Origin of the sequence: Shewanella sp. SW24, from assembly GCF_025653395.1 — a bacterium.
Classification (GTDB): Bacteria; Pseudomonadota; Gammaproteobacteria; order Enterobacterales; family Shewanellaceae; genus Shewanella; species Shewanella oncorhynchi.
The window spans coordinates 121,979-145,505 of the sequence record NZ_JAKKSH010000010.1; the positions used below are offsets into that span (position 1 = coordinate 121,979).

Annotated in this window: 23 protein-coding genes; 7 read left to right on the plus strand and 16 right to left on the minus strand. The window is 47.1% G+C overall.

What is annotated here, in order from left to right; translation table 11 throughout:
* Position 1: 1 nt before the first annotated feature.
* The 3 genes from L5M17_RS10455 to L5M17_RS10465 all read right to left on the minus strand — a co-directional run bounded on the left by L5M17_RS10455 (position 2) and on the right by L5M17_RS10465 (position 1,427).
* Entirely contained in the window at positions 2 to 397 is a 396-nt protein-coding gene (locus tag L5M17_RS10455) for a GFA family protein (protein WP_105250932.1), read from the minus strand.
* A gap of 24 nt (positions 398 to 421) precedes the next feature.
* Entirely contained in the window at positions 422 to 1,000 is a 579-nt protein-coding gene (locus tag L5M17_RS10460) for an NAD(P)H-dependent oxidoreductase (RefSeq protein ID WP_263147188.1), read from the minus strand.
* 67 nt (positions 1,001 to 1,067) lie between these two features.
* A complete protein-coding gene (locus tag L5M17_RS10465) occupies positions 1,068 to 1,427 on the minus strand; it encodes a MerR family transcriptional regulator (RefSeq protein WP_263147191.1) in 360 nt (119 codons plus the stop codon).
* Positions 1,428 to 1,621: 194 nt separating this feature from the next.
* Between L5M17_RS10465 and L5M17_RS10470 the strand changes: the two genes are divergently transcribed.
* From L5M17_RS10470 to L5M17_RS10480, 3 genes are all read left to right on the plus strand, one after another.
* On the plus strand, positions 1,622 to 2,050 hold the full coding sequence (locus L5M17_RS10470; protein ID WP_263147282.1) for an acyl-CoA thioesterase: 429 nt from the start codon (positions 1,622 to 1,624) through the stop codon (positions 2,048 to 2,050).
* Positions 2,051 to 2,111: 61 nt separating this feature from the next.
* Positions 2,112 to 2,378, plus strand: coding sequence for a GNAT family N-acetyltransferase (locus L5M17_RS10475; protein ID WP_006084845.1), 267 nt, complete (start codon positions 2,112 to 2,114; stop codon positions 2,376 to 2,378).
* A 45-nt stretch (positions 2,379 to 2,423) separates the two neighbouring features.
* Positions 2,424 to 3,116 (plus strand): hypothetical protein, encoded by a 693-nt coding sequence (locus tag L5M17_RS10480; protein ID WP_263147194.1) that lies wholly within the window; start codon positions 2,424 to 2,426, stop codon positions 3,114 to 3,116.
* 66 nt (positions 3,117 to 3,182) lie between these two features.
* Here L5M17_RS10480 and L5M17_RS10485 read toward each other — a convergent pair whose 3' ends face one another.
* From L5M17_RS10485 to L5M17_RS10515, 7 genes are all read right to left on the minus strand, one after another.
* Entirely contained in the window at positions 3,183 to 3,731 is a 549-nt protein-coding gene (locus L5M17_RS10485; RefSeq protein ID WP_105250927.1) for an HPP family protein, read from the minus strand.
* 123 nt (positions 3,732 to 3,854) lie between these two features.
* Entirely contained in the window at positions 3,855 to 4,265 is a 411-nt protein-coding gene (locus L5M17_RS10490; protein ID WP_168826862.1) for an acyl-CoA thioesterase, read from the minus strand.
* Positions 4,266 to 4,390: 125 nt separating this feature from the next.
* Positions 4,391 to 6,847 carry a toxin-antitoxin system YwqK family antitoxin gene (locus tag L5M17_RS10495; RefSeq protein ID WP_263147197.1) on the minus strand — a complete coding sequence of 819 codons (2,457 nt, stop codon included), beginning with the start codon at positions 6,845 to 6,847 and terminating at the stop codon, positions 4,391 to 4,393.
* 142 nt (positions 6,848 to 6,989) lie between these two features.
* Positions 6,990 to 8,798, minus strand: a complete 1,809-nt coding sequence (locus L5M17_RS10500) for an AMP-dependent synthetase/ligase (protein ID WP_263147200.1) — start codon at positions 8,796 to 8,798, stop codon at positions 6,990 to 6,992.
* 192 nt (positions 8,799 to 8,990) lie between these two features.
* On the minus strand, positions 8,991 to 10,307 hold the full coding sequence (locus tag L5M17_RS10505; protein ID WP_263147201.1) for an ABC transporter permease: 1,317 nt from the start codon (positions 10,305 to 10,307) through the stop codon (positions 8,991 to 8,993).
* The gene (locus L5M17_RS10510; protein ID WP_263147204.1) at positions 10,304 to 11,167 is read right to left on the minus strand and encodes an ABC transporter ATP-binding protein; all 864 of its coding nucleotides are present in this window, start codon (positions 11,165 to 11,167) and stop codon (positions 10,304 to 10,306) included. Before L5M17_RS10510 ends, L5M17_RS10505 begins: the two co-directional genes overlap by 4 nt.
* Before the next feature lie 42 nt (positions 11,168 to 11,209).
* Positions 11,210 to 11,581, minus strand: coding sequence for a GntR family transcriptional regulator (locus tag L5M17_RS10515; RefSeq protein ID WP_263147209.1), 372 nt, complete (start codon positions 11,579 to 11,581; stop codon positions 11,210 to 11,212).
* 93 nt (positions 11,582 to 11,674) lie between these two features.
* Here L5M17_RS10515 and L5M17_RS10520 point away from each other — a divergent pair, with 93 nt between their 5' ends.
* The 4 genes from L5M17_RS10520 to L5M17_RS10535 all read left to right on the plus strand — a co-directional run bounded on the left by L5M17_RS10520 (position 11,675) and on the right by L5M17_RS10535 (position 15,621).
* Complete coding sequence (locus tag L5M17_RS10520; RefSeq protein WP_263147210.1) at positions 11,675 to 13,294, plus strand: alpha/beta hydrolase; 1,620 nt, start codon at positions 11,675 to 11,677, stop codon at positions 13,292 to 13,294.
* A 3-nt stretch (positions 13,295 to 13,297) separates the two neighbouring features.
* Entirely contained in the window at positions 13,298 to 14,032 is a 735-nt protein-coding gene (locus L5M17_RS10525; protein WP_263147213.1) for an ATP-binding cassette domain-containing protein, read from the plus strand.
* An 82-nt stretch (positions 14,033 to 14,114) separates the two neighbouring features.
* Positions 14,115 to 15,263: an ABC transporter permease gene (locus tag L5M17_RS10530; protein ID WP_263147216.1), complete on the plus strand. Its 1,149-nt coding sequence runs from the start codon at positions 14,115 to 14,117 to the stop codon at positions 15,261 to 15,263.
* Positions 15,264 to 15,372: 109 nt separating this feature from the next.
* Positions 15,373 to 15,621 (plus strand): hypothetical protein, encoded by a 249-nt coding sequence (locus L5M17_RS10535; RefSeq protein ID WP_106648667.1) that lies wholly within the window; start codon positions 15,373 to 15,375, stop codon positions 15,619 to 15,621.
* A gap of 71 nt (positions 15,622 to 15,692) precedes the next feature.
* Here the strand turns inward: L5M17_RS10535 and mog are convergent, their stop codons facing one another.
* The 6 genes from mog to L5M17_RS10565 form a co-directional block, all read right to left on the minus strand.
* Entirely contained in the window at positions 15,693 to 16,226 is a 534-nt protein-coding gene (mog, locus tag L5M17_RS10540) for a molybdopterin adenylyltransferase (protein WP_105250920.1), read from the minus strand.
* Positions 16,227 to 16,482: 256 nt separating this feature from the next.
* A complete protein-coding gene (locus tag L5M17_RS10545) occupies positions 16,483 to 17,787 on the minus strand; it encodes a type II toxin-antitoxin system HipA family toxin (RefSeq protein ID WP_263147221.1) in 1,305 nt (434 codons plus the stop codon).
* Positions 17,784 to 18,170 (minus strand): hypothetical protein, encoded by a 387-nt coding sequence (locus tag L5M17_RS10550; protein ID WP_263147223.1) that lies wholly within the window; start codon positions 18,168 to 18,170, stop codon positions 17,784 to 17,786. The genes L5M17_RS10545 and L5M17_RS10550 overlap by 4 nt, the downstream gene beginning before the upstream one ends.
* Before the next feature lie 226 nt (positions 18,171 to 18,396).
* Entirely contained in the window at positions 18,397 to 19,368 is a 972-nt protein-coding gene (locus tag L5M17_RS10555) for a carbohydrate kinase family protein (protein WP_263147227.1), read from the minus strand.
* A gap of 119 nt (positions 19,369 to 19,487) precedes the next feature.
* Positions 19,488 to 21,884 (minus strand): TonB-dependent receptor domain-containing protein, encoded by a 2,397-nt coding sequence (locus L5M17_RS10560; RefSeq protein ID WP_263147228.1) that lies wholly within the window; start codon positions 21,882 to 21,884, stop codon positions 19,488 to 19,490.
* A gap of 278 nt (positions 21,885 to 22,162) precedes the next feature.
* On the minus strand, positions 22,163 to 23,383 hold the full coding sequence (locus tag L5M17_RS10565) for an MFS transporter (protein ID WP_212601157.1): 1,221 nt from the start codon (positions 23,381 to 23,383) through the stop codon (positions 22,163 to 22,165).
* Positions 23,384 to 23,527 lie beyond the last annotated feature (144 nt).

A 23,527-nucleotide genomic window follows, 5' to 3' on the forward strand; every position in this document is an offset into this window, starting at 1 on the left:
TCTAACGATCCGCAGGATGGTTAACGCCATCATTCGTGGGCACATTTTCGAGATCGAATGGATTGACCCCTTCGAGGCAACCAATGTTGTAACCATACTCATGGGGATTGGAACGTCGCTGGTGATGGGTGTAAATACCGCAGATAGAGCAGAAGTAATGTTTAGCAGTTTTGGTATTGAATTCATAGAGTTTCAGCGCATCCTCACCCTTGAGGATCTTAATCCCCGCCAGCGGCACAGAGCCAACCATTGCGCCCTTACGACGACAGATAGAGCAATCGCAACGGCGTGGATTTTCGATGCCATTAGGCAATGACAACTCCAATACCACGGCACCACAATGGCAAGACGCTCTGTGTTTTGGCTGAATAAGAGTATTGCCTACTTGTTTAATCACACCCACTCCTTGTCTCGCTAGATTCTATAAACCTAAATTCCCAAGCCGCTGCACCAACGCTCGCCATTGTTGCAATTGCGGCTCCTTAGCACTCATCACTGGCCCCAACATATTGGACTTAGCCCGCTTAAAACCACTAAATACTAAGGTGGCGGTATCAAGCTGTTTGAGCGCGGGAGCGCCTTGAAACCACTTGTAATACCAAGGCGGCGTGTCCATGGTCATGATAATTCGCGAGGTTTTATGGCGCAGCAACTTAGCGGGTATCAATTTACCTTTCTCATATTGAAATGCAAACCCAGATAAAAATGTCCTATCGATTAAGCCTTTAAACTTAGCAGGAATACCGCCCCACCAAATCGGGGTGACAATCACCACATGCTCTGCCCACTGGATATTCGCTTGAAACGTCTGCAAATCGGCTTCGAGTGGCTGAGGTTGACGATAACCATAGCTCAGATTCGGGTCAAAATTCAGCTCAGCTAGTTTGACGATTCTCACTGAGTGTTTATCTGCCGCCGCTTGGGCATAGGTTGTCGCTAACTGCTCACAAAAACTCTGCGCCTTAGGATTAGCACAAATCACTAAAATTTTTTTTGCCACGATGAAACTCCATAACAGTCAATGTGGCAAATAGCATAAACTCTGCCCCTAAGGGGAGAGTCAAGACCTAAGGTAACAGCTGTGATTCACAGGAGGAGAGCCCATCAATACAGGCATCTAACTGAGTGACTTTATGCTCTAATTCACTTATCTGGCGTAAAAAATCCGCTCTAATACCCAACAAAAAAACCTGCACTGTGGCTAACTGAGCATGCTTATCGCCTTGTTCGAGTAAATCTTTTAGTTGGACAAGCTTAATACCGAGGGCTTTGGCCTCTTTGATCAGCAACAACAGCCTAATATCCGCCGCACTATAAATACGATAACGCCCCTGACGTGCGGGAGTGTCGATGAGCCCCCACGCCTCATACAAGCGAATCGCTTTTATCGACAGCCCAGTTTGCTTTGCCGCTTGTCCAATATACATAGCTCAACCTAACCCTTTAAAGACATTACTCATATCTGCATTGCTTGCCATTATTATCCACAGTATCAGCTTAGGCCAAGACTTGTCGCAGCAATCTTATGCTGCTAGTCTGGCCGCTTAAACGAGCGTTTTAACTTGGGATTTTTATCATGGGATTTAAACAACAGTTGCAAGAAGGTGTACAAGAACAGGCAATGGAAAAGTTTCTCGCACAGCACCCCATAGTCACAGAAATCCCCGTTGCATGGGGTGAAATGGATGCCCTACAACACGTAAATAATGTGGTGTATTTCCGCTATTTTGAAACGGCACGTATCGACTTTTTCAATCGCCTCTTCCCGCTAGATACTCTGTATAAATCCGGTATTGGCCCCGTAATCAGCGAAAATCAGGCTCGCTATAAACGCCCAGTGACTTTCCCCGATACTTTATTGGTAAGTGTCAGCATTAGCGATATTCACAGCGATAGATTTACCATGCATTATCAGGCATTTAGTAAACAGCAGCAGGCAGTAACCACCTTAGGCACTTCAGTCGCCGTAATGTTTAACTTTAAAACGGGCAAAAAAGCCGAGTTACCGGCAGAACTGCTGGCGATTCTCAAACAGCACGAAATCGCTTAAGCTATTCAAATCAATAACGAATTGCCAGCACACTTTAAGCCACTCCTTGAGGGAAGCATGTATGTCAGATAACGAAAATATCGAGATAGCCATTGAACATCAACAGGATAGACAGCGTTTTATTATCCCTGTCGATGGCTATGAAGCCGTGTTGGAATACCAATTATCAGGCAAGGATATCGATTTTAGCCGCACCTTTGTCCCCAACGAACTGCGCGGTAAAGGCCTTGCCGAACGCTTAGTTCGTCATGGCCTAAAGTGGGCAAAAAACCAGGATTTTGAGATAGAAGCCAGTTGCTGGTATGTACAGAAATTTTTGAAAAACTAGACTTAAAACATAAGCAAACACATCGCAGCAAAGGAGTGCCGCTAAATGACAGTCGCCCTATGTCGTAAAAGTTTACTGCTTGTAAGCTTACTTATCTTGTCCGCCTGCCAACAACGCCAAGCCATTCTGATTACCCAAGGCATTGAACCCGTTAAGGTAAAAGCCATTGAAACCGCCTTAATCCAATCTGGCTGGCAAGTAAGTCAGAGTACCATCGCCATTCCGGCAGAATTCCCTAATACGGCCATTGCCACCAATCCCGCTTATCGCGATTCCCAAGCCATCACTGAGATTGAAGATCTCCTCAAAGGCCAAGGTTTTGCCGAACCGACAGAGTATAAATTTGCCGAAGGTAAGCACTTTTTCAGTATGAATAATATCGGTATTTACTTACGTAACAGTGAACAGGTTTTGCAACTTTTACCACCAGACTTTATCAGAACAGATCATTGTGCTGCGGGTGATGCAACTCTGAATCTTTCGCCTCAAGGCCAAGCCGTGCTCGAATATGAGAGGCCCATTAATGATAATTTTGAATTAGAACAACACACAGGAACTTGGCAATTCGATGGTGCGCAACTCAGTGTCACATTAAACCGAGCCCAGCAGGTGTTTAAGTTAACCCACGAGCAAAGACCTATTTGGCGTGGTCTCAGCCCTGCGGATATCTACACGCCAATCCAAGATTCTAATTTCAAAGTGCTTAACTGCACCTTTTTGCTTATCTATCTTGAGTAGAGCCTTAAGCCGCATCCGAGCTTAAGCCTTTATTTTTACATTTAAAAACACTTGTACTGTACAGAGCTAAATCCAATACACAGGGTAATGGCGCTTGGGATCGGTGGAGAGGTTATTAACCACCAGCGCAACCAGTAAGAGTAATACTGAGCCGAGGAACACTGGCATTAACGCGTAAAGAAAGCCGAGTTGATGCACGTTTTCACCGCCAATCACGGCAATCAATGCCGTTGCTCCGCCCGGAGGATGAAGAGTGCGAGTCAGGTACATGAATGCGATAGACAGGGATACCGCTAAGGCGCTCGCCAGCACCACATAATCGCCACACACTTGGTACACTGCGACCCCAATTAAGGCCGATAACACACTGCCACCAATCAAGTTACGCGGCTGAGAAAACTCCGCCAGCGGTGCACCGTACACTAGCACAGCCGACGCGCCGAACGAGCCAATGACAAACATAGTGTCGACGAGGTTTTCACTCATATAATTTGCGAGACTCGCGACCAAGTAAATGCCACAGAAAGCCCCAATCCATGACCACACAATCTTTTTAAGTGGCTGTCTTGGTGGACAAATGTCCTTCGATCGCATGCGGGTAAAATAGAATCTCATGGTTAATCCGAACCGATAAAAATTAAGCGATACAGACAAGTGATCTGCATCACGGTTAGCGGGCCGACAAATTAACCCTTCAGCAGCGCAATTGCAATTACGCTGACCGAAAGAGTAAGCAGACTAAGCACTTTCACCATTCAGATTCGCGAGCATTTCGCGGATATCTTCAGGAATCGGGCGGCTTTTTTCACTGCTGTAATCGTAGTGCACTAAGGTAGTTTTCACTTCGGCGGTTTTATTGCCCGCTTGCCAACAGGTTTGGGTCAGCTCGAAGCTGCTATTACCGATACGGCTGACATAGGTTTTTACTGTGACACTCTTGCCATAGTAAGTCGGCGCGATAAATGCCACGGTAAACCCCGCGACGATTAAGTTCCACTGATGCAAATCTAACTCGGGATTAAAAATCTCAAAGATTGGCGTGCGTGCCGCCTCGCACCATACGGGGATCACTGTGTTGTTAATATGGCCTAGACCGTCGGTTTCAGTAAATCTTGGATTGATTTCGAGACTGTATTCTGTGGCTGACATGCAAACTTCCTTTTTATTATTTTATGAATGGAAGAGCGTGGTGATTATCGCAATGAAACCACACCACCAAACTCATCCATTATCCTAAGCCAAACAGGTTCTAGCCACTAGCCCAAACCAGCATTTTAAAACTGGCAACTCGCCGTTTCTGGGGTTTGCTTGCCGTTAGCATCGTACTTTTTAAGGCATCCAGCCTTACCCATATCATACATTTTCTCGTATTCTAACTTGCCATTTTTATAAGACTTATACACCCCATGAGTTTTTGGGTTCTCTAAGTGATAAATCTTACGGCCCTTAGTGATATGTGAGTAATCGGCAAAACCCGGCTCTTCGGAATAGATGACACCGTTAATGTAGCGCTTGTGGATCACATGCTGCTCATCGATACGCAGCATTTCATTCGCTATCTTGCCATTCATGTCGTAACACACTTTATCAACGGCATAATTGCTATCGAGATCTTCAATACAACTCACGGCACCATTATCAAAGTACTCGCGCTGTATACCGCAGCGCGCAATGGCGTTATCCCAGAAATAAGGTTCACCGTTCCAGGTTTCGCCTTCTTGCTGGCAGTAGTTCCACAGGCTTCTTAATTGTCCATTGGGATAGAAACTGTAATGGGGGCCAGAGACACGGTTATTCACTTGGTGACCATATCGGGAGAGTGAGTAACCACCATCAGTGGAATAACTGATACTTGGGCCGTATTCCTTACCCGCTTTGTACGTTTTTAAATTTAATAAACGGCCATTGGAATCAAACTGATATTCTTTATCTACAGCGCCATTGGTGTAATAAGCCAATTTATACAGGGAGCCGCTGCTATGATACTCGCGTTGCTCACCGTGTTTTATCGATGAAATTGCTTCATTTTTGCCATTAATCACCCCTTCACAATCATCTGAGTAGGGATTTTCACGCATAATACATTCATCGTGCGAAGGCTTAAGCGTCACCGCTTCATTAAATTGATAACTCGTGAGTTCAGTCAACTCACCGTTATGGGGATTAAAGCGCATTTGCTGGCCATCCAGCTCTCCTTGGCGGTAATTAGCGATATCCACCACGACATTCGGACTTGAATACCAAATACTCTGACCATTAAGGCGACCCTGCTCATAATGACGGGTATTAAACATCAGATTATTTTTGTCGAATGATTTAGACTCTCCTTGACGCAAGCCATTGACATAGCTCACTTCGGTACGAGTCCCATCTTCGGCTTTAAATACCCAAGGGCCAGTGCGTTTTCCTGCAAGATAGGCGCCTTCACCAACTTGATCACGGAAATGTCCGCTCGTCACTTTATCGACCCAAGCGCCTTGCTTCACACCCTTTTGATACTGGCCTTTGCTGCCATCAGCCTCAAGCCACTCGCCATCTTTTACGCCATTAAGATAAATACCTTTTGCCACTAATCGCTTATCGCCTTCTGCACTGGAGTCATAATCGGGCTCATAGACTTCGTAGGGGCCGTCGAGCACATCCTGATTGTAATGGGCAAAACCAAAGTTATCGGCCTCATCGAACATCGACTGTGCAATCCATTTACCTTGCTTTTTACCGTCAAGATATTCGCCTTCCCAATAAATGGCTTGGTTCTCTGTCTCCATCCACTTACCGACTTTTTTGCCCTGTTTGTAGTTACCAGAGTAAACCACGCTACCATTGCGACCATCGTAGGCTGCATACGGGCCATCGAGCACACCTTGGGCATAATGACTTTCACTGGCAAGCCCTGCCCAAGTGCTCCCCATGCCCATACTCATAAAATCATAGGATGGGCCTGTTTTAGGGATCACGGCACCACCACTTTTAAGCCAATCAAAATCATCGGCCTCAAAGGCCACGCTCACCAATACAAAACTGCCGTCTTCTTCGCTATAACCACTGCGATCAAAGGTGGTCACTAAGCTATATTGGCGCTCAATCCCTTGGGCATCTTTATCTTTACGAGTGAGTGGATAACGTAATTTATACTCGACGGCGGTCTTCACATCGACGGGTGAACCTTCGGAATTACGATAACCCACTAAGGTCGGCTTGAGCTTAGTAGAACCATCGACAACCGCTTTAATGGCGGGATCTTCAATCGCGTCAACATCATAGGTCATACGGTATTGTTGCGGCGGAATTTGGCTTAGTACTTTACGAACGCTACCCACGGTAAACGAGGTTAAGGTTGGTGCGACTTCATCGAGCACAACCTGTAGACGGGGAAGTTTTGTGAGATCATCCCCTTCAAAACCATAGCCCCGTAAATGCTGACCATCGGCATCTTTCAGCATGACAACCACTTCTTTGGTGCCACCTTTATCAAAATCGAGGTAAAAAACCGCAACCACTTCAGCAGAACCATAATCATCAAGACGCACGCCGGGCGCATCGCCATAGAGCATTTCGCCCCACACTTTATGATCTTTTTGATAGAAATTGAGCCATTGCCCGTTAGGCAAGTCCACTGGGCCATGGACGATTTTGTCGTAATCCTCAGCGTCAGCTGCAGGAATGACAGTTAAAGAAGATAACAACACCGCACTCACTGCAGCGAATAAACTACGAATCGAAAGTTCCATTTAACTACACCTTTTATACCGACGCCTCGCGCCTCATGCGCACCAGTAAACGGGGCGAATTTTAAGCGAAGAAAAGCACTTCAGGAAGTAGTAGATAAAAAAAAGGCCGCTTGCGCGGCCTTTAGCAACAACAACTTAACAATTAGTTGTTGTACATAGCATTTATTTCATGGGCGTATTTATGGTAAATCATCTTGCGGCGCAGCTTGAGCGTTGGGGTGATTAAACCCGCTTCCATCGAAAATGCTTCAGGCAACAGAGTGAACTTTTTAATCTGTTCAAAACCGGCCAACTCATGCTGTAACTGCTTTAAGCGTTGCTCAAAATGCTCAACCACATGACTATGGCGCAGCAATTCTAAAGGTGACTCATACTTCAGCCCTTTGTCCTTCGCCCACGCTTCCAGTGACTCAAACGCTGGCACAATCAAAGCGGTCACATAGTTACGCGCATCGGCAATAATCGCCACTTGCTCGATAAAAGGACAACAGCCTACGGCGCCTTCAACCCTTTGCGGCGCGATATATTTACCGTTGGAGGTCTTCATCAATTCTTTAATACGATCGGTAATAAATAAATTGCCGTTCGCATCGAAACGCCCTGCATCGCCGGTTTTTAACCAACCATCCTCAAACGCAGCGGCGGTATCTTCAGGACGATTGTAATAGCCGCGCATCACAGTCGCGCCGCGGACTAAAATCTCATCGTCCTTACCTAGCTTAATTTCGGTTTCCAGCAAAGGTTGTCCATTGGAACCTGGCACTCGATTACCTAAGGTATTGCAGGTCACAGTCGCGTTAGTTTCTGTCATACCGTACCCACAAAGTACCGGAATATTAATCGCATGGAAGAAACTACCGACATTCACATCTAAGGCTGCGCCACCGCAAGGCATAAACTTCAAACGGCCACCGAGCACGGCTTGCAGCTTGCTATACACCAACTTGTGCGCCAAACGCCATTGCAGCGACAACCACAATCCACCCTTAGCACGACCTTGTCCAACTTCGAACTGACGTTGGCCAACGCGCATCGCCCAAGCAAACAACTTCTTACGACCGTCGGCTGATTTGGCGACTTTATCTTGTACGGCGCTATACACTTTTTCGAGGAAACGCGGCACCACACACAAGGTATGTGGACGCACGGCGCTAATCGCCTCTTTCACTCTTTGGGTATTTTGCAGATAGACGTTATGGCCGCCACGGCACAAGACGTAGAAACTCCAACTGCGCTCAAATACATGGCTCAATGGCAAAAATGCCAAAGACACATCGCCAGAATGGAAGGCCAGTTTTTGATCGTGCTGGCGTATGGTAGACGCCATATTACGGTAATCCAGCATCACGCCCTTAGGATCGCCCGTCGTGCCGGAGGTATAAATTAAGGTCAGTAAATCATCGAGATTTGCAGCTTGTAAACGCTGATTAAGCTCGGCTTCTTGCTCAATGTTTAACTGAGTGTCACCCGCCAGTAGGGTATCTAGATGCCAATGCTGATTGGCATTATCGGCAGCGAGTGTCACGCTGGCATCGAATACAATCACATGCTCTAGGCTTGGGCATAAGGCTTGCAACTCACACGCCATGGCGTATTGCTTAGCATCGTCAACAAAAATCACTTTAGCGGTGGCGTCGTTTACGATAAAGCTCGCCTGTTCGACGGTACTGGTGGGATAAATTGGCACTACAACGGCACGAGTTTTAAGAGTGCCGACATCGGCACAAGTCCACTGCGGGCAGTTTTGCGCCAGAATAACGCAACGGTCTTGCACTTGTACGCCAAGTTCGATCAACACTTGTGCAATTTTACTGCTGATTTGGTCGAAGGCTTGCCAACTCACCTGATACCAAGGAGCGGCCATTTCAAAACCTTCCAGCGCTACTGCGTCTTTTAAAGACTCGCTTTGCTGCTGTAGTAGTCGAATAACATGATATTGATCGAGAGACATAAGAGACTCACCTTTTTAGCTTACAAGTGTACCGCTTTTGCAGCATTCTACCTGAAGGCCAAATAAAAACTAAGAGTTTTTGCTCTAATGTTGTGCAAATGTCGCCCAAATCACGCTGTAAATAGCCTTTAGCAGCGTACCACTCTTAGTAGCACTTACTTGCCAGAGCGAACAAAATTTAATCTCGAAACGTCAACATGCCCTCATAACATCGCCCTTCCAGAGGATTTTCTTGCCCCAAATCAGCACCGCTTGCCCAAGCAGTATTAAGAGTAGATCCCATAACAACCAATTAGTTAAATTGCCGCCATCACGTAAAGAGGTAAGGCTGATAGACACCCACAGGGAATGTCCCGCGACGACCATCATAGTGAGCGTGATATGCAAAACTCGGCGACACATACAGCCAAAACCTAACGTCAAAGCGCAGGCCCAGTAAGTGCTGAGCACCAGATGACCCACTAACGGCATATTCAGATCACCATTGAGCCAGCCCAACAGCAGACTACACGTCAGCATAATGCCGACGACCACATTCAGGAGTCTTTGCTGTCCAAGGCAAAATGCCGCTATGAGTCCTTTTCGACCATCAAACCCTGGCATCAACAATAAGGTTTCTGTCGAGCGCGAGCGTTGCACTCGGCTCCAATGCACCAGCGAACAACTAATCACGCTGAACTGCGCCAAAAACAATAATACAGGGGCGTTCCAATGAAATTGATGCGACAACAGCCCAAGCACTAAGGCTAATATAGGCAGTAATAACAATAGAATGGTGAGCATAGGGCCAATAAAGAAATTGGTCGGATGCAAATAACGCTCGAAGCGACTCAAGATACGCATGGATTGCAGATTCGGCAGCCAAAACCAGCCCATTTCGAGACCATTGAGATATACCGTCCTCGCCTCAGCACGCCAAGGTAAAACACGGCATGCACGCGCAATCAGCATACCTAAAATCAGCAGGGCAATCGCACTTAGCCAAAGAGGAATGTGCTCTGCAATCAATGGGATAAATGGCATTAAGACAAAAAGTAAAAACGAAGCATAAAACCACTGAGTGCTGAGTAAACAAAGCCAAATAAAAGTTAAACTCATCACCAAAGCCAGCACTAAGCTCGCTAGGCTAGCCGTCAAACCTAAAGCCAAACAGAACAAGACTCCTATGCCAAAAACGCTGACTAAAACAGTGACACTTTGAATGTAGATATGGCGACGATAATGGGGAATTAACTGTGCACATTCATTCGCCATCAGACGTATGAGTTGCCATGCAACCGCCGCCGAACTTGAGATAATCCCCATAGAAAACAACAGTTCAGCACTATCATTTTTACCATAAACCGCAGCGATACAAGCTAAGATCACCCCCAGTATAGCCGTACCTAAAAAGCTCACACTGCCGATATCAAAACACCAAAAGCGCAGCATGCCCTTGAAAGGATTCATTCGTTGACTCGTTCTTTTGCCCTTCGCGACTTGTATCTGCTTATGGTGCGCCGCACTCATCTGTGTAGCTCCATAAACAGTTGCTCCAAGTTTAAGGCTTCATTCTTTAACACGCCTGATATTGACGCGCTGTGCTCACCTAAATCCACTAGCACTGAATCGCCAACACGGCTCAGCACTGTAATTGACTCGGGCAAAACAGCTTCAGGCGCGAGAGTGAGTAGGCGCACTTCTTCACGCAGGGCATCAATTTCCTTAAACAGCACTAACTCACCCTGTTTAATCAATGCCACATGGCTGGCAACTCGCTCTAAATCAGAGGTGATATGGGATGAAAACAGCACGGCAGAACCAGATTCGAGGGCGAGATCGAACAAATCGACCATAAATTTGCGCCGGACTATAGGGTCGAGGCTGGCAACGGGTTCATCGAGGATTAACAACTCAGGGCGATAGGCCATCGCCATAATTAACGCTAATGATTGCCTTTGCCCAACCGATAAACGCTGCACCTGTTGGGTCACATCTAACTCGAAACGTACCAACCAATCTTGCTCTAATTGCATGTCCCAATTGGGATAAAAGCTGCGGTGTAAATCGAGGGCGCGTTCAATGGTAAAACCTTCATAACCAAAGGGTTGCTGCGGCACATAACCTAAACGCTCCTTTGCCTTTGAGGTTAAATTTTCGGGCGTTTCGCCTAGGGTAACAATACTGCCAGAATCCGGTGTGAGCACACCCAAGGCACAGCGCATTAGGGTCGATTTACCCGCCCCATTTTGCCCCAATAACCCCACCACCATACCCGCCGACAAAGTTAACGATAAATCCTTAAGCGCCCACTTTTCGCCCGCGCCTTTACCGCGAAAGACTTTATTCACTCGGTTAAATTCAAGTATTGGCGTGCGCTTTTGGTCCATCGAATTTCATCCTTTTTATGCTATTTATCGGTACATTACTTTCTAATCTTGCCAGCGCTCATTTAGCAATTGCAGCAACTCGGGCAAGCTGACACCTAACTGCTTTGCCTGCGACAACAGGGCATCAAGCTGGGGTTCGAGCAGGCTAATACCCGATGCCATAGTCTCAGTTCGCAACGCAACTTTTGTCGCTTGGCCGCGGCGACGTTCGAGCCAACCTTGGTCAACCAGCTGTTGAATGGCGCGGGATACCGTCATGGGATTTACCGCTAAATGCTCGGCAATCTGGCGCACTGAGGGTAAGACATCATCCACTTGCAGTTGACCACCCACAATTAAACGCACGACTTGTTCGTGTAATTGTTTGTAAATGGGTTCACCACTGCTGGGGTTGACATTTAAAAGTTCTAACATTAGCCTTTACACACTGTATTAATACATTGATACACCGATACACTGGTATTTAAATTAACACACTCGTCCTGAAATGCAAAAAGGAAAGCGCGCATGATACATAGCATGACACACAGGAAGTTAAGCAACACAGTTCAACGCCTTGTGCCAACTCAGCCACGGCATGGTGCCACATGGCGCACGCGTACTTTGAGAATGAGCGCCCTCATACTGGCAATGGCAAGTACGGCGACGTGGGCGAGTGATGTGAAAAGCCAAGAGACACAAGCGACGGCAGATATCGCTAATAAGATCGAAACTTGTTATGTAGAAGGCGTTTCCGATCGCCTAAACTGCGGTTTTGTGACTGTGCCAGAAAACCCTAACAAACCCGATGGCAAACAGATCCAAGTGCATTACGTTGTTTTGCCTGCGGTGAAAAATGACAACCATGAAGAAGCCTTGCTGGCAATTGCAGGCGGCCCAGGACAATCGGCCATAGAGAATGCGGCAGGTTTCGATGCCATGCTGAGCAAAGTCCGCCAACAGCGGGATATTTTACTGATCGATCAAAGGGGCACAGGTCGTTCGAATGTGCTGGCCTGCGATGAAGGCGCGCAATCTCCACTGTCATTCGATGATGACAATGCCGATACCTTAGCCGAAACACAAAAATGCTTAGCCAAAATCGATGCCGACGTCACCCAATACGGTAGCCTCAATGCGATTAAAGACTTCGAAGCCGTACGTGCGCACTTAGGCTATAAAAAACTGCATATTTACGGCATCTCCTACGGCACTCGCATGGCGCAACTTTACATGCGTTTATATCCAGAGCACTTAGCCACAGTGACCTTAGACGGCATAGTGCCCATGCAGCAAAGCGTATTAGAAATTGGCTCGGCGATTGATCGTGGCTTCGACTTATTGTTTAAGGATTGCCAAGCAACCGCCGCCTGTAACAGTCAATTTCCCCTGTTAAAAGCAGACTTTGAGCGAGTCGACGCTAAGCTCGCCACTGGCCCTGTGATGGAAAACGTTTACGATCCCGTCACGGGAGAAAAAACCATGTTGACCATGACGCGCGGTAAATTCTCTGGCTCGATCCGCATGGCGCTGTATCAAGCCAATGTGCGCGCCCTCTTGCCCCATGCGATTCATCAAGCATCGAAAAACAACTTCCAACCTATACTCGGCCTCTATGCCCTCACTATCGACAATGCAGGCATGGCGATGGGCATGCACGCCTCTGTGGTCTGTGGCGAAGATATGCACCGCATTACCCCAACCATGCACGAGCAGGCCAAAAAATCCTTTATGGGCAGAACCATGCTCGAAGGCTTAGAGGCGACTTGTTCAATATGGAAAGTCCCTGCGGTCGATAACAACTTTAGCGAGCCCATTAACAGCAACATTCCGACCTTGTTGTTATCCGGCGAAATCGACCCCGCTACCCCACCAAGCTGGGGCGAGTTAGCCATGGAAAAACTCACCAATGCCAAACACTTTGTCGCTCCTTATGCGACCCACGGTGTGGCCTATCAATCCTGCGCCAATAACCTGATTGCCGATCTCGTTCGCTCGGGCTCAGTCAACGATCTCGACGGCGAATGTTTAAACAAAGATGTGCGCCGCAGCTTTTATTTAAATGCCAGCTCGGTAGAACCGCTTAATGCGACCAGCACAAAAACCACGACAACAGATGATCACGCCAGCACTGGAGCTAAGGAATAAGCCATGATTAAAGTATCCCATCTTTCCAAGCGCATCGGTGACGTGCAGGCGCTGAATGACTTAAGTTTCGTCGCACAAAACGGCCAAATCACAGGACTACTCGGCCCGAACGGGGCAGGTAAAACCACCTGTTTACGCACGATTTTTGGCCTGCTGAAACCCGATAACGGCAAGGCTGAAATCGAAGGCATAGATGTCGCCATCGACCCTATTGGCGCTAAACAGCAACTCGGGCTATTCCCCGACCCTTTTGGTCTGTACGAACGCTTAACACCACGGGAATACATTCGCTATTTTGCCGAGCTAAGCGGCCTATCATCCAAGGAGGCCAAGGAAGCCACCAGCCAAGTGATTGCGAAATTGCGCCTCGAGGACACTAGCGATCGCCGCTGCAAAGGCTTTTCCCAAGGACAAAGAATGAAAACCGCCCTCGCACAGGCAATCGTCCACAGCCCGAGCAATATTATCCTCGACGAGCCGACACGTGGGCTGGATGTGATGAGCACTCGCCTACTGCGTGACATTCTTATCGATCTTAAAAATCAAGGACATTGCGTGCTGTTCTCTAGCCACGTGATGCAGGAAGTCGCCGCGCTGTGTGACCAAGTGATCGTCATGGCCCAAGGCAGAGTCGTCGCCATTGGCAGCCCAACTGAGCTTTGCATTCAAACTGGCAAAGACTCACTCGAAGAAGCCTTTATTCAACTTATCGGCACGGATGAAGGGATAGCGGCATGATGACTCAAACTAACAACAATGCAGGCAGCATCAATGATGTACAAGCTCAGATAGATAAGATCATGGATAAGGGAATGACAGCATGAATAAAATAATGGCTATGGTTCGTAAAGAACTCATCGATGCCGCCCGCGATAAGCGCTCTGTGATGGCGGGTCTCTACTACGCCATAGGCACGCCGCTGATCATGTGCGGCCTATTTATGGTGTTAATTGGCCAGCTAACCAGCCCCGATGATTTGAAAATCACTATTAAAAATCCCGATAAAGCACCGGATTTAGTAAGATTTTTATCGAATAAAGGCATCACTCAAGGCGCAGCCGATGGCTCTGACGCCAAAGACCTTAAAGCAATAGAACTGATCATCAGCACCGACTATGCCGCGCAGATGAACCAAGGCAAAAGCGCCGAAATCACTATCGTGGCCGATAACTCTGAAGAGAAATTACAGAACTCGATTCGCAGACTCGAGAAGCAACTGCAGGCCTACAGCGCTGAAATGGGCAGTTTACGTTTAATCGCCCGCGGTATTGACCCCCGCGTGGTGCAACCGCTTAAAGTGAATGTGCAAGACAAAGCCACTACAGACTCTAAAGGTGGGATGATCTTAGGTATCGCCATTTTCACTATGATCTACTCGGTATTTATCTCGGGGATGAACCTAGCGATCGACACCAGTGCCGGTGAGCGCGAACGTAACTCCTTGGCCCTGCTACTGAGCCATCCGCTGACCACTCGCCAATTAGTACTGTCAAAAATTATTGCGGTGAGCCTGTTCGCTCTGCTCGGTTTAGTGCTGATTTTGCTGGTGTCTAAAATCGCCTACGCCTTTGTGCCTTGGCAAGAACTCGGCTTTAGCGTCAACATCACCACGAAATTTATGGCGCTGATGTTAGTGGTCGGCATCCCCGTCGCGTTAATGGCCGCTTGTCTGCAACTTTTTGTGTCTTTTATGGCGAAAACCTTTAAGGAAGCTCAGTCCTATCTGACTATGGTGCTGTTTGTGCCCTTAGCCCTGTCGATGGCCGCCAGTTACAACATAGCGCCAGATATGCTGCAGTGGTTGCCCGTCTCGGGTCAGCAACAGGCATTAATGGACTTTATCAAAGGTAAAGACTTGCCCATGTTGCAGTTACTGGTTTCGACCTTAGGCACACTCGCCATTGCGGTATTGCTCGCCTTTGGCATGGAAAGGTCGCTCAAGAGTGAAAAAGTGATCTTCGGTTTATAGGTCGCTTCGATTGATAAACTTGGGGACGATAAACTTAAACCGACAAACTTGAGGAGCGATAACTAAGTCGCTCCCAAGTTGAAAACCTCAATAGCTACGGGAGTTTGTTATGGAAAACGAATATGTCTTAATGGTGATTATGGTCACCTTCATCATAGGAATGAGTGCTACTGAGATGCTTAAGCACTATCTAAAAGCGCGCCAATTTGGAGTAGGCGCCGCAGACGATAGCCATCTTAAGGATAAAGTGACTCAACTCAGCCTACAAAACCAAGCACTGATCGAGCGAGTACAAGTACTTGAAAAAATCGTGACAGAGCCAGAGTACGAGCTAAAGCAACAGATTAATCAGTTATGAGCCCTAAACGAACAAAACAATAAGGCCACTGAATTTCAGTGGCCTTATTGTTTTACAAGCTAGATAGAAGCTTACTTAGCCTTAGGCCTGAATGCTTTGATAACCGACTCATTGCACTCTAAATACGGGCCTTCCATCAAGTCGATACAGTAAGGAATGGCGGGGAACACGGCATCTAAACATTCGCGAATCGATTTTGGCTTGCCGGGTAAATTCACAATCAAAGAATCGCCACGCAAACCTGCGGTTTGGCGCGATAAAATGGCAGTGGGGACAAATTTCAATGACTCGGCGCGCATCAACTCGCCAAAGCCTGGCATCATGCGATCGCAGACGGCTTCAGTGGCTTCTGGGGTAACATCGCGTTTCGCTGGGCCAGTGCCGCCGGTAGTGACAATCAAGCAGCAATCCTGCTCGTCAGCCATTTTGATCAGCGTCGCTTCAATCACATCCTGCTCATCGGGGATCACTTGATAAATCGGCTCCCACTCGCTGGTGAGGTAGTCGTTGAGTGTGTCGATAATCGCCTTGCCTGAGATATCTTCATAAATCCCCGCGCTGGCGCGATCGCTTACCGTCACAATACCGATTTTTGCTTTGCTCATAGGAAATCCCCAGTGATGTTGAAATGAAACATGCCGAAATAAAAAATATCGACATCAAGCATGGAAGAAGCCGCTACAGCTTCGACCTTAAGCCGCAGCTAAAATAGCACAAATGCCTAGCCAATGGAGCGACTAAAACGTGATGAGGTTCGCGCTATATGCGTAGCATTTGTATGTATAGAGGAGATGCAATGAGCACAAAGGGCAATATTGAAAAACGAACACTTTCAGCTTAGCCTATTGCAGCAAGTTATTATCAAAGCGTTGGCCGAGTCAGAGTGCTTAATCTGGCCGTTATCCTATCACTAATTATTTGCTTAAGCTGTTCACTACCGGGTGCATTCGCAATAACCTTCTCCCGAGCTTTTGCCACTTTTTTGCCAAGGTCATTCATCAATACTTTTCCTGCTCGTTCACCCAACCCAATCGCTTCAGCAAAGGCACTAAAATCATGGCCAGTATAGTAACCATAATGCTCATATGATGATGTACTGAATCCTCTTGCCACCTCTGACTCAAGTAACCAAATACTTAACTCACCCGAATTATCGTATTGCTTGTAGGGAGCAACTGAGACCATGTCATAGATGGGGGTGTACCCAGAGGCCCTGTTACTGTCACTAGCACGGCTAAGGGAAATATTTTTCAAATGCAAATCATTGTTGCCAACGATATAGGCCATTAGGACCTGCAGAAAGCCATCTTTGAGCAATTGCACATGGCCACCACTCAATTGATACGCTTCTTTAATCGCTCTTTCATAGGACAATGTATCGCTACTCTTATTCCCCGGCGCAACATTTAGCGCAGATGCCAGATCTTCGATAAATTCACGCTTTCTACCAGTCTCTCTATCCAGATCAAACCGTGCAGTCACATAGGCCAGTTGCCCACAACTAAAGGGAACTAAGTGATGTTCTGCAACATTGAAACCAACTGCCTTACACAACTGCATAACCATAAATTCGTTCTCCGCCAACTCTGGAAAGTCGTTGGGAGAAGGTTTAACTATGTATGGTCCCATGCCGACGGCGTTGGTCAGTGTTTTGGGTTTGCCTTCGGCATAGGTTAGAAACATTTTAGGTTGAACACCAGAGATAGATACGCCACCTAAGGATTCCATGGCCACTTCGTTAAACTCACTGCGAGGAAAATCAATCTGGTAACCTTTAAGGCTTTTCATCGGAACAGAGATCAATTCTATCGCGGACGAGATATCATCACCACGATACTCAGTCAGCACACTGACGGGACCAATAAGCTCGGCACCATTTCCCAGTAATAAGCCAAACTTGTCATCTTGATCTAATCTCGCGATTCTCGCTTGGTGACGCCTCACCCAACCTTCACTCATCAGGTTAGCAAAAAATGGCGGCAAATAGTTTCGGCGATATGGCTCATGGGTGAGTGGCAGCTTATAGCCAATCTGCGGCAGGCCTGAGGCAATATACGAGTCCGCATAGGTGAAGCTGTACTCATACCCCTCTAGCGTGTCGTACTCTAGCAGTTCACCGGCAAATCGGTTGTTACTGTAGACATAACCAATTCGATTAGCTCTCATGACTTAGCCTCATTCGAAGAGCTAATTTGAACACTAACGTCCGGTGCTTTCTTACCAATAAATAAATCTAACCCAATGGTATTAAGTAGTGTCTTTAGGGTGCCAATTTTTACCGACTCAAGCTTACTCATAATTTTGTAGTAAGTAGCTGGCGCAATATCGGCAAATAAGGTTAGCTCCTTCACTTTTAGCTGCCCCATATGTTCGGCCACCATCTCTTGTACTGTCTGTTGCGTTAGCGGCTGAAATCCATCACGCTTTTGTTTAAGAAGCAGTATTTGCAATTCACGATCTAACGCTGCCATCTGCACAGCTAGCTGGTTTCTCATGTTAAGCATATGATTTATTTGGGTATCACTTTCTACGTTTTTCATATCAGACATAAGTACCACCTCAAAGTGCTACGTTTCACCACAGGTATTGACAGTAAAAACTATCACTAACGCAGACTTTTTATGATGAAAAAAAATAATAGTTACACTATAGCAGTATATTTTTAATATTCATCTGCTTTAGCGATATTTTCAGCATAAAAAATAGATTTAGTACATTACATTGAAATATATGTGCAATTTATGCCAAGGAGAAGAGACAAATATCGGCTCAGATCTAAAGCAAAAATGAGCTCACCTGAGCCAGTGTGGGCAAAGAGGGAAACGCGCCTTTTTGCCCGCAGGTAATCGCGCCGCAGCGAGTGGCAAATACCACCGCCGCTTCTAAGTGTTCTTTGCTTTCTAGCCTTTGTTTCAAGGTCAAATGGCTTAAATCGTATTCCAGATCTAAGCCTAAGGCGAACAGAAAACCTGAGATAAAACTGTCGCCTGCCGCCGTGGTATCGACGGCTGAGATTTTGGGAACGGGTACGCTAAACCTTTGCTGCGCTGTGATGCATTGTACTGGATTGGCACCATCGGTGACCAAAATCACCTCAACCCCTTGGGCGAGGCAAAACTGCAGATAATCTTCAAAACTCTTATCCCGCGCTAACGCTAAGTAGTCCGCTTCTTCGCGGCTCATTTTCAGCACTTGGGTGTAGCGAAAACACTGCTCAACCCGCTCGGCCAGCAAGGACAAGTCTTGCCACAGGGATAAACGCAGGTTCACATCAAAGCTCACTAAAGTCGCGAACGCATTGGCACAACGCGCGCCATAAAGGCTAGTGTTAAAGATGGCGGTTTCGGTAAAGGTATTCGAGCAAAGGTGAAAGATATCAATCCCCTGCCATGGGATATGGTCAAAATGCTGATTGCTGTAGCGCATATCGGCAGTGCCAGTGCGGTTAAACTCAAAGGTGCGCTCGCCCTGTTCATCTAAATTGACCAGTACAGTCGCGGTAGCGGCGCCCGGTACTTCGGCCAAATAATCGGTCGCCACACCCTGCTCCGCTAAGGCTTGCTTTAACATGACGCCGTAATGGTCGGCGCTGATGCCGCCAGCAAAGTAACTCTGACCGCCGAGTTTCGCGTAACCTACGGCCACATTGGCGGGCGCGCCACCGGCAATCGGCTGGTGATGTTTGCCCGTGGCATCGGTCGGCAGCAAGTCTACTAACACCTCACCGAAACTGAGTAATACCGTCATTTTCACTCCAACTTTGTATTCTATATTCTGCATTTTGTATCTGACAAAAAGCCCACTTTCATGGGCTGTTTTGGGCTTAGCATTTTTTCTGTATAAACAGTTTCTGTACCAATATCCGCTTAGAACTCGTATTTAAGCGTCGCACTCGTGGTGCGGCCATTAATGGTACGGGCACGGATGATATTGTTATCAGGGATTGAGCCTTCTTCCGCTTCAGTAATACCCGTGGCATTAAACAAGTTGTTGACGTTTAAGGACACACTCATGGCTTCGGTCAGATTGTAAGTCGCAAAGGCATTCACTTGGTTGTAGCCATCGAAACTTAAGTCATTATTATCTTGAGCATAAGAATCCGTAGTGCCAATTAAGTTAACGCCCACTGAACCTTGGTCAAAGTTGTAACGGCCCATCAAGGAGTAGATAAAATCAGCCTGTCTTCTTGGGGTGTTACCCACCACTTCTGGCGTCAATGCATCTTTAGCAATCTCAGCATCGGTCCAGGTTAGGTTACCTCTAAAATCGAAGTCACCGATGAAATAGGCCGACTCGATTTCAATACCTTTCGCTTTGTACTTACGGTCGAAGAAACGTTGGCTCGTGGCTTCAAAGTTTTGCTCTTCGGTTTCTGAGTAGAATGCCGTCGCAAATACAGACAAATCATCGTAACGGTACTTAACACCTAACTCGTACTGGTCAACGATATCAACCGCATCTTCCTTCGCCACTGAACCATCGGCACGCACTTTACCAAATAACAGACGGTCGGCATTGGCGCGTCCACCGTGACTCAAGCGACCGAAGGCGGCTAAGTCACTGGCAAATTGATAGTTAGCGCCTAATGAGTAAGAGGTGTAGCTCCAATCGTAATTTACTGGCTGAGGATTCGCATTGTCGATAGAAGACACGCTCTGCTCAGGGATTGAAATCACCCCATCGAGATTCATATCCACTTGCGATTGCACGCTACCGGCGTAGTTACCGCTCGCATCACCGCTGTCATAACGCACACTGGCATCAAGCGATAAGTCACCAAAACTCGAGGCTAACGCGAGGTAAGGCGCTTTAATGCTGTAGTCGGTATCGTAATTGCGTTGGCAACAATTTCCCCAGTAAGGCACGCCATAACCATAGAGGCCATTGTCAGAATAGGCAGTGCCATCGGTGGCAACCACATCTAATAGCGCGGCATTATCACCTTTAACTTCCATCAGATAAGAGTTCCACATCCAACTCATGCCGATGTTTTGGGTGGCATTGTAATAGCCTAAGGTCACGCTGGTATCGTCGAAGGTTTTAGTCAATTTAAAATCGTTTACGATTGAGCCAAAGTCATTCATCTGCACATCAAAGGTATTGATACGCATGGCTAAACCGTCCATCTGACTACCCGCATTAGGGCCATTGGCGTAAATCAACTTAGCGCCAGTGCCTGCAATACTGGTGGCAATGTCGCTACCGTTAGCCACTTCGGCTGGGAATGGCGCGATGAAGTTGCCGCTCACGTCGGAGAAACGGAAACGGTTTTCAACCTGCCAATCGTTACCTAAATCGAAGGATGCCTCTAAGCCGACAGAATCGACCACTGGATTCATGCCATCGCGCATATCGCCACGGCGACGTTCGCCATCGGCACCTAAGCTCAAAGTTGACTGGAAATACGCGGATTGAATCGCATCGGATTTCGCATCAAAACCTGGGATTGAACTGCCATCCGAGTACATAGGCATAGGTAAGTAACCAATGCTTTTATCGTCTAAATGTTTGAAATACAGACGAACATAACCTTTATCAAATTCTTTGGTTAAGTTAGCTTTGATCTGACCGCCTTTATTTGCGTTATAGCCAGCGTCGCGTGGGCCTTCACCCGTACGCACAAAACCGCCCACATGGAAACGCAGGCTGTCGTTGATGCTAGTGCCGTATTCAAAGTCGGTACGGAAAGTGTCGTAATCCAGCCCTAAAGTAGTAGCAACACTGCCCGAATCCGAGGTGCCCGTTTTACTGATCACATTGATAATGCCGCCGGGCGCATTACTGGCCGCAGTCGATGCCGAGCCACCACGGATAGATTCAATGGTTTGCACTGTTGAATCTAAGCGTAAAAAGATGTCTGCATTACCAAAGGCGATATCGCCAAACTGTAGGATTGGCAAACCATCTTCTTGAATTTGCAGGAACTTAGCACCACCAGACGCCACAGGTAAACCACGCACAGCTATGTTAGCGTTACCTTCACCGCCAGTAGACTCGACCTTCATCCCCGGAATAATACAGAATGCTTCGGCCGATGAACGCGGCGTACTCACTTCAAGCTCAGCCAGTGACACACTGCTGACTGACACACTCGAATCCATAACACGAGTGCCACGGGCAACACCAGTCACGGTAATTCTTTCTAAACCTAACGCGTCTTTCTTGGCTTCTTCCTGTTGTGGTGCGTCGGCTGCCCAAAGGTGAGAACTCACCAACACGGCCAATGTACTTAACAAGAATTTCTGTGATGTGCTTTTTATCATTTTTATGTCCCCACCCATATTTGAGATGCAGCCCTATCTCCCCATAGCTACATCTACCGAATTGTGATTAATCGAAGAACCATCTTAGTGATTGCTCAAGGTCATATTGAACTGAACCTCGAATCAACTTAATCGATTAAGTTAACAAGTTAGCAACTTAATAACAAAAAGCAAGTGTGTTTTTTGCACAATTTTGGTTCGCACTCTGGGTGTAACATATCAACATATTGATTAATTGAATAAATGTGACAGAAAAATATTTTCTGTCACAGCCCAAATTAGTGCGCATCGAAAGTTAACAAATGACGGGCAGGATCTTTAACGAGATTAAATCCGCTCAGAAGGCACAACAAAATGGCAAAACCAGTGGCGAGGTAGAAGCCATATTTAACATGACCGAAAATATCGCCCACTAACCCCATCAACAAGGGCCCAACGGCGGCGGACACGGCAGTAAAAAACAGAATCACCCCAGCCACAGAGCCGTGCTGATCCACGGGGAAACAGCTAATCCCCTTAGAATTAAGCGTGGGATACATCATGGACATAAACAGCCCAGACAAGGGCAACAAGACGACTGCCGCTTCAATGCCGTAGATCATAGAACCAAGATAACAAGCACTTATCGCGAAGCTAAACCAGAACATCACTTGCTGCCATGGGAAGCGATCGAGCACCCAGCCACCTAAAAAGCGCCCACCCGCACGCAGGGTAAAAAAGATCGTCAAGGCATAAGCGGCCAGTGTGGTGTAATCACCTTGATAGCTTTGCAGCAAGGTCGGCATCCACACGTAAATCGCCACTTCGGTGGCAACGTATAAACCTATCGCAAGCGAGAACCCTAATGCATAAGGGTTTTTCATCATCTTAAAGGTGCTGGCAAGGTTAATGGCATCCGTCGAGGAACGTTTGATTTGCGGATAATCCGCCCGATAAGCTAACCAACACAGTACTAAACAGAAGCAACCCGCGCCAAAATACAGATACTTCCAAGAGACGCCGCTGATCAGTAAATAACTAACGATGGCCGGCCCTATCATGGCACCGACACCAAAGTAGCCCTCTACCGTATTCATAGTGCTCGAATGCTGTTTTGAGGAAGTCGAGATATCGCCAATAAGCCCCAGCGCGCCGGTTTTAAAGACGCCAATCGCCGTGCCGACAAAGGCGAGTAGGAACAAGAAATAGTAAAACGATTCCCCCAGCGCGAACATGAAGCAGGCGAGCGCGAATAACAATAACCCCAATAGAATGGTTAACTTACGCCCTATCTTATCCGCCAAGAAGCCTAAAAACAGTCCACTCACCGCGATAAAAATCATCGGCATATAATGGAAGGCACTGGCCTGCGACATGGACAAACCAAACTGGGATATCAACTCAGGAATAATGACGCCCACGGCATCAGAGGTCATAGCGAACATGAAAAACATTAAATATGTGAGTACCCGAATACGGGTATGATTGCGGTTATCGCAACCTTTTGAATCACTTACCATACCATTTCACCTTATCGTTATTATACCTACTCGCTCTCAGCAGCTCAGTGACAGCATGCTGAAAAGGTTTCGGCTTTTGTGTACAGCAGTGAGCCAGCCTCCCCCAAAACTTGAGACTAACTCAAAAATCCAACAAACCACTTG

Bases quoted from the DNA above. Each gene is read 5' to 3' on its own strand.
- L5M17_RS10510 (WP_263147204.1), bottom strand. From the start codon at position 11,167: ATGGACCAAAAGCGCACGCCAATACTTGAATTTAACCGAGTGAATAAA.
- L5M17_RS10545 (WP_263147221.1), bottom strand. From the start codon at position 17,787: ATGAGAGCTAATCGAATTGGTTATGTCTACAGTAACAACCGATTTGCC.
- mog (WP_105250920.1), bottom strand. From the start codon at position 16,226: ATGAGCAAAGCAAAAATCGGTATTGTGACGGTAAGCGATCGCGCCAGC.
- L5M17_RS10560 (WP_263147228.1), bottom strand. From the start codon at position 21,884: ATGATAAAAAGCACATCACAGAAATTCTTGTTAAGTACATTGGCCGTG.
- L5M17_RS10515 (WP_263147209.1), bottom strand. From the start codon at position 11,581: ATGTTAGAACTTTTAAATGTCAACCCCAGCAGTGGTGAACCCATTTAC.
- L5M17_RS10565 (WP_212601157.1), bottom strand. From the start codon at position 23,383: ATGGTAAGTGATTCAAAAGGTTGCGATAACCGCAATCATACCCGTATT.
- L5M17_RS10525 (WP_263147213.1), top strand. From the start codon at position 13,298: ATGATTAAAGTATCCCATCTTTCCAAGCGCATCGGTGACGTGCAGGCG.
- L5M17_RS10535 (WP_106648667.1), top strand. From the start codon at position 15,373: ATGGAAAACGAATATGTCTTAATGGTGATTATGGTCACCTTCATCATA.
- L5M17_RS10500 (WP_263147200.1), bottom strand. From the start codon at position 8,798: ATGTCTCTCGATCAATATCATGTTATTCGACTACTACAGCAGCAAAGC.
- L5M17_RS10465 (WP_263147191.1), bottom strand. From the start codon at position 1,427: ATGTATATTGGACAAGCGGCAAAGCAAACTGGGCTGTCGATAAAAGCG.
- L5M17_RS10520 (WP_263147210.1), top strand. From the start codon at position 11,675: ATGATACATAGCATGACACACAGGAAGTTAAGCAACACAGTTCAACGC.
- L5M17_RS10485 (WP_105250927.1), bottom strand. From the start codon at position 3,731: ATGAGATTCTATTTTACCCGCATGCGATCGAAGGACATTTGTCCACCA.
- L5M17_RS10505 (WP_263147201.1), bottom strand. From the start codon at position 10,307: ATGAGTGCGGCGCACCATAAGCAGATACAAGTCGCGAAGGGCAAAAGA.
- L5M17_RS10475 (WP_006084845.1), top strand. From the start codon at position 2,112: ATGTCAGATAACGAAAATATCGAGATAGCCATTGAACATCAACAGGAT.
- L5M17_RS10490 (WP_168826862.1), bottom strand. From the start codon at position 4,265: ATGTCAGCCACAGAATACAGTCTCGAAATCAATCCAAGATTTACTGAA.
- L5M17_RS10550 (WP_263147223.1), bottom strand. From the start codon at position 18,170: ATGTCTGATATGAAAAACGTAGAAAGTGATACCCAAATAAATCATATG.
- L5M17_RS10495 (WP_263147197.1), bottom strand. From the start codon at position 6,847: ATGGAACTTTCGATTCGTAGTTTATTCGCTGCAGTGAGTGCGGTGTTG.
- L5M17_RS10470 (WP_263147282.1), top strand. From the start codon at position 1,622: ATGGAAAAGTTTCTCGCACAGCACCCCATAGTCACAGAAATCCCCGTT.
- L5M17_RS10555 (WP_263147227.1), bottom strand. From the start codon at position 19,368: ATGACGGTATTACTCAGTTTCGGTGAGGTGTTAGTAGACTTGCTGCCG.
- L5M17_RS10480 (WP_263147194.1), top strand. From the start codon at position 2,424: ATGACAGTCGCCCTATGTCGTAAAAGTTTACTGCTTGTAAGCTTACTT.
- L5M17_RS10530 (WP_263147216.1), top strand. From the start codon at position 14,115: ATGAATAAAATAATGGCTATGGTTCGTAAAGAACTCATCGATGCCGCC.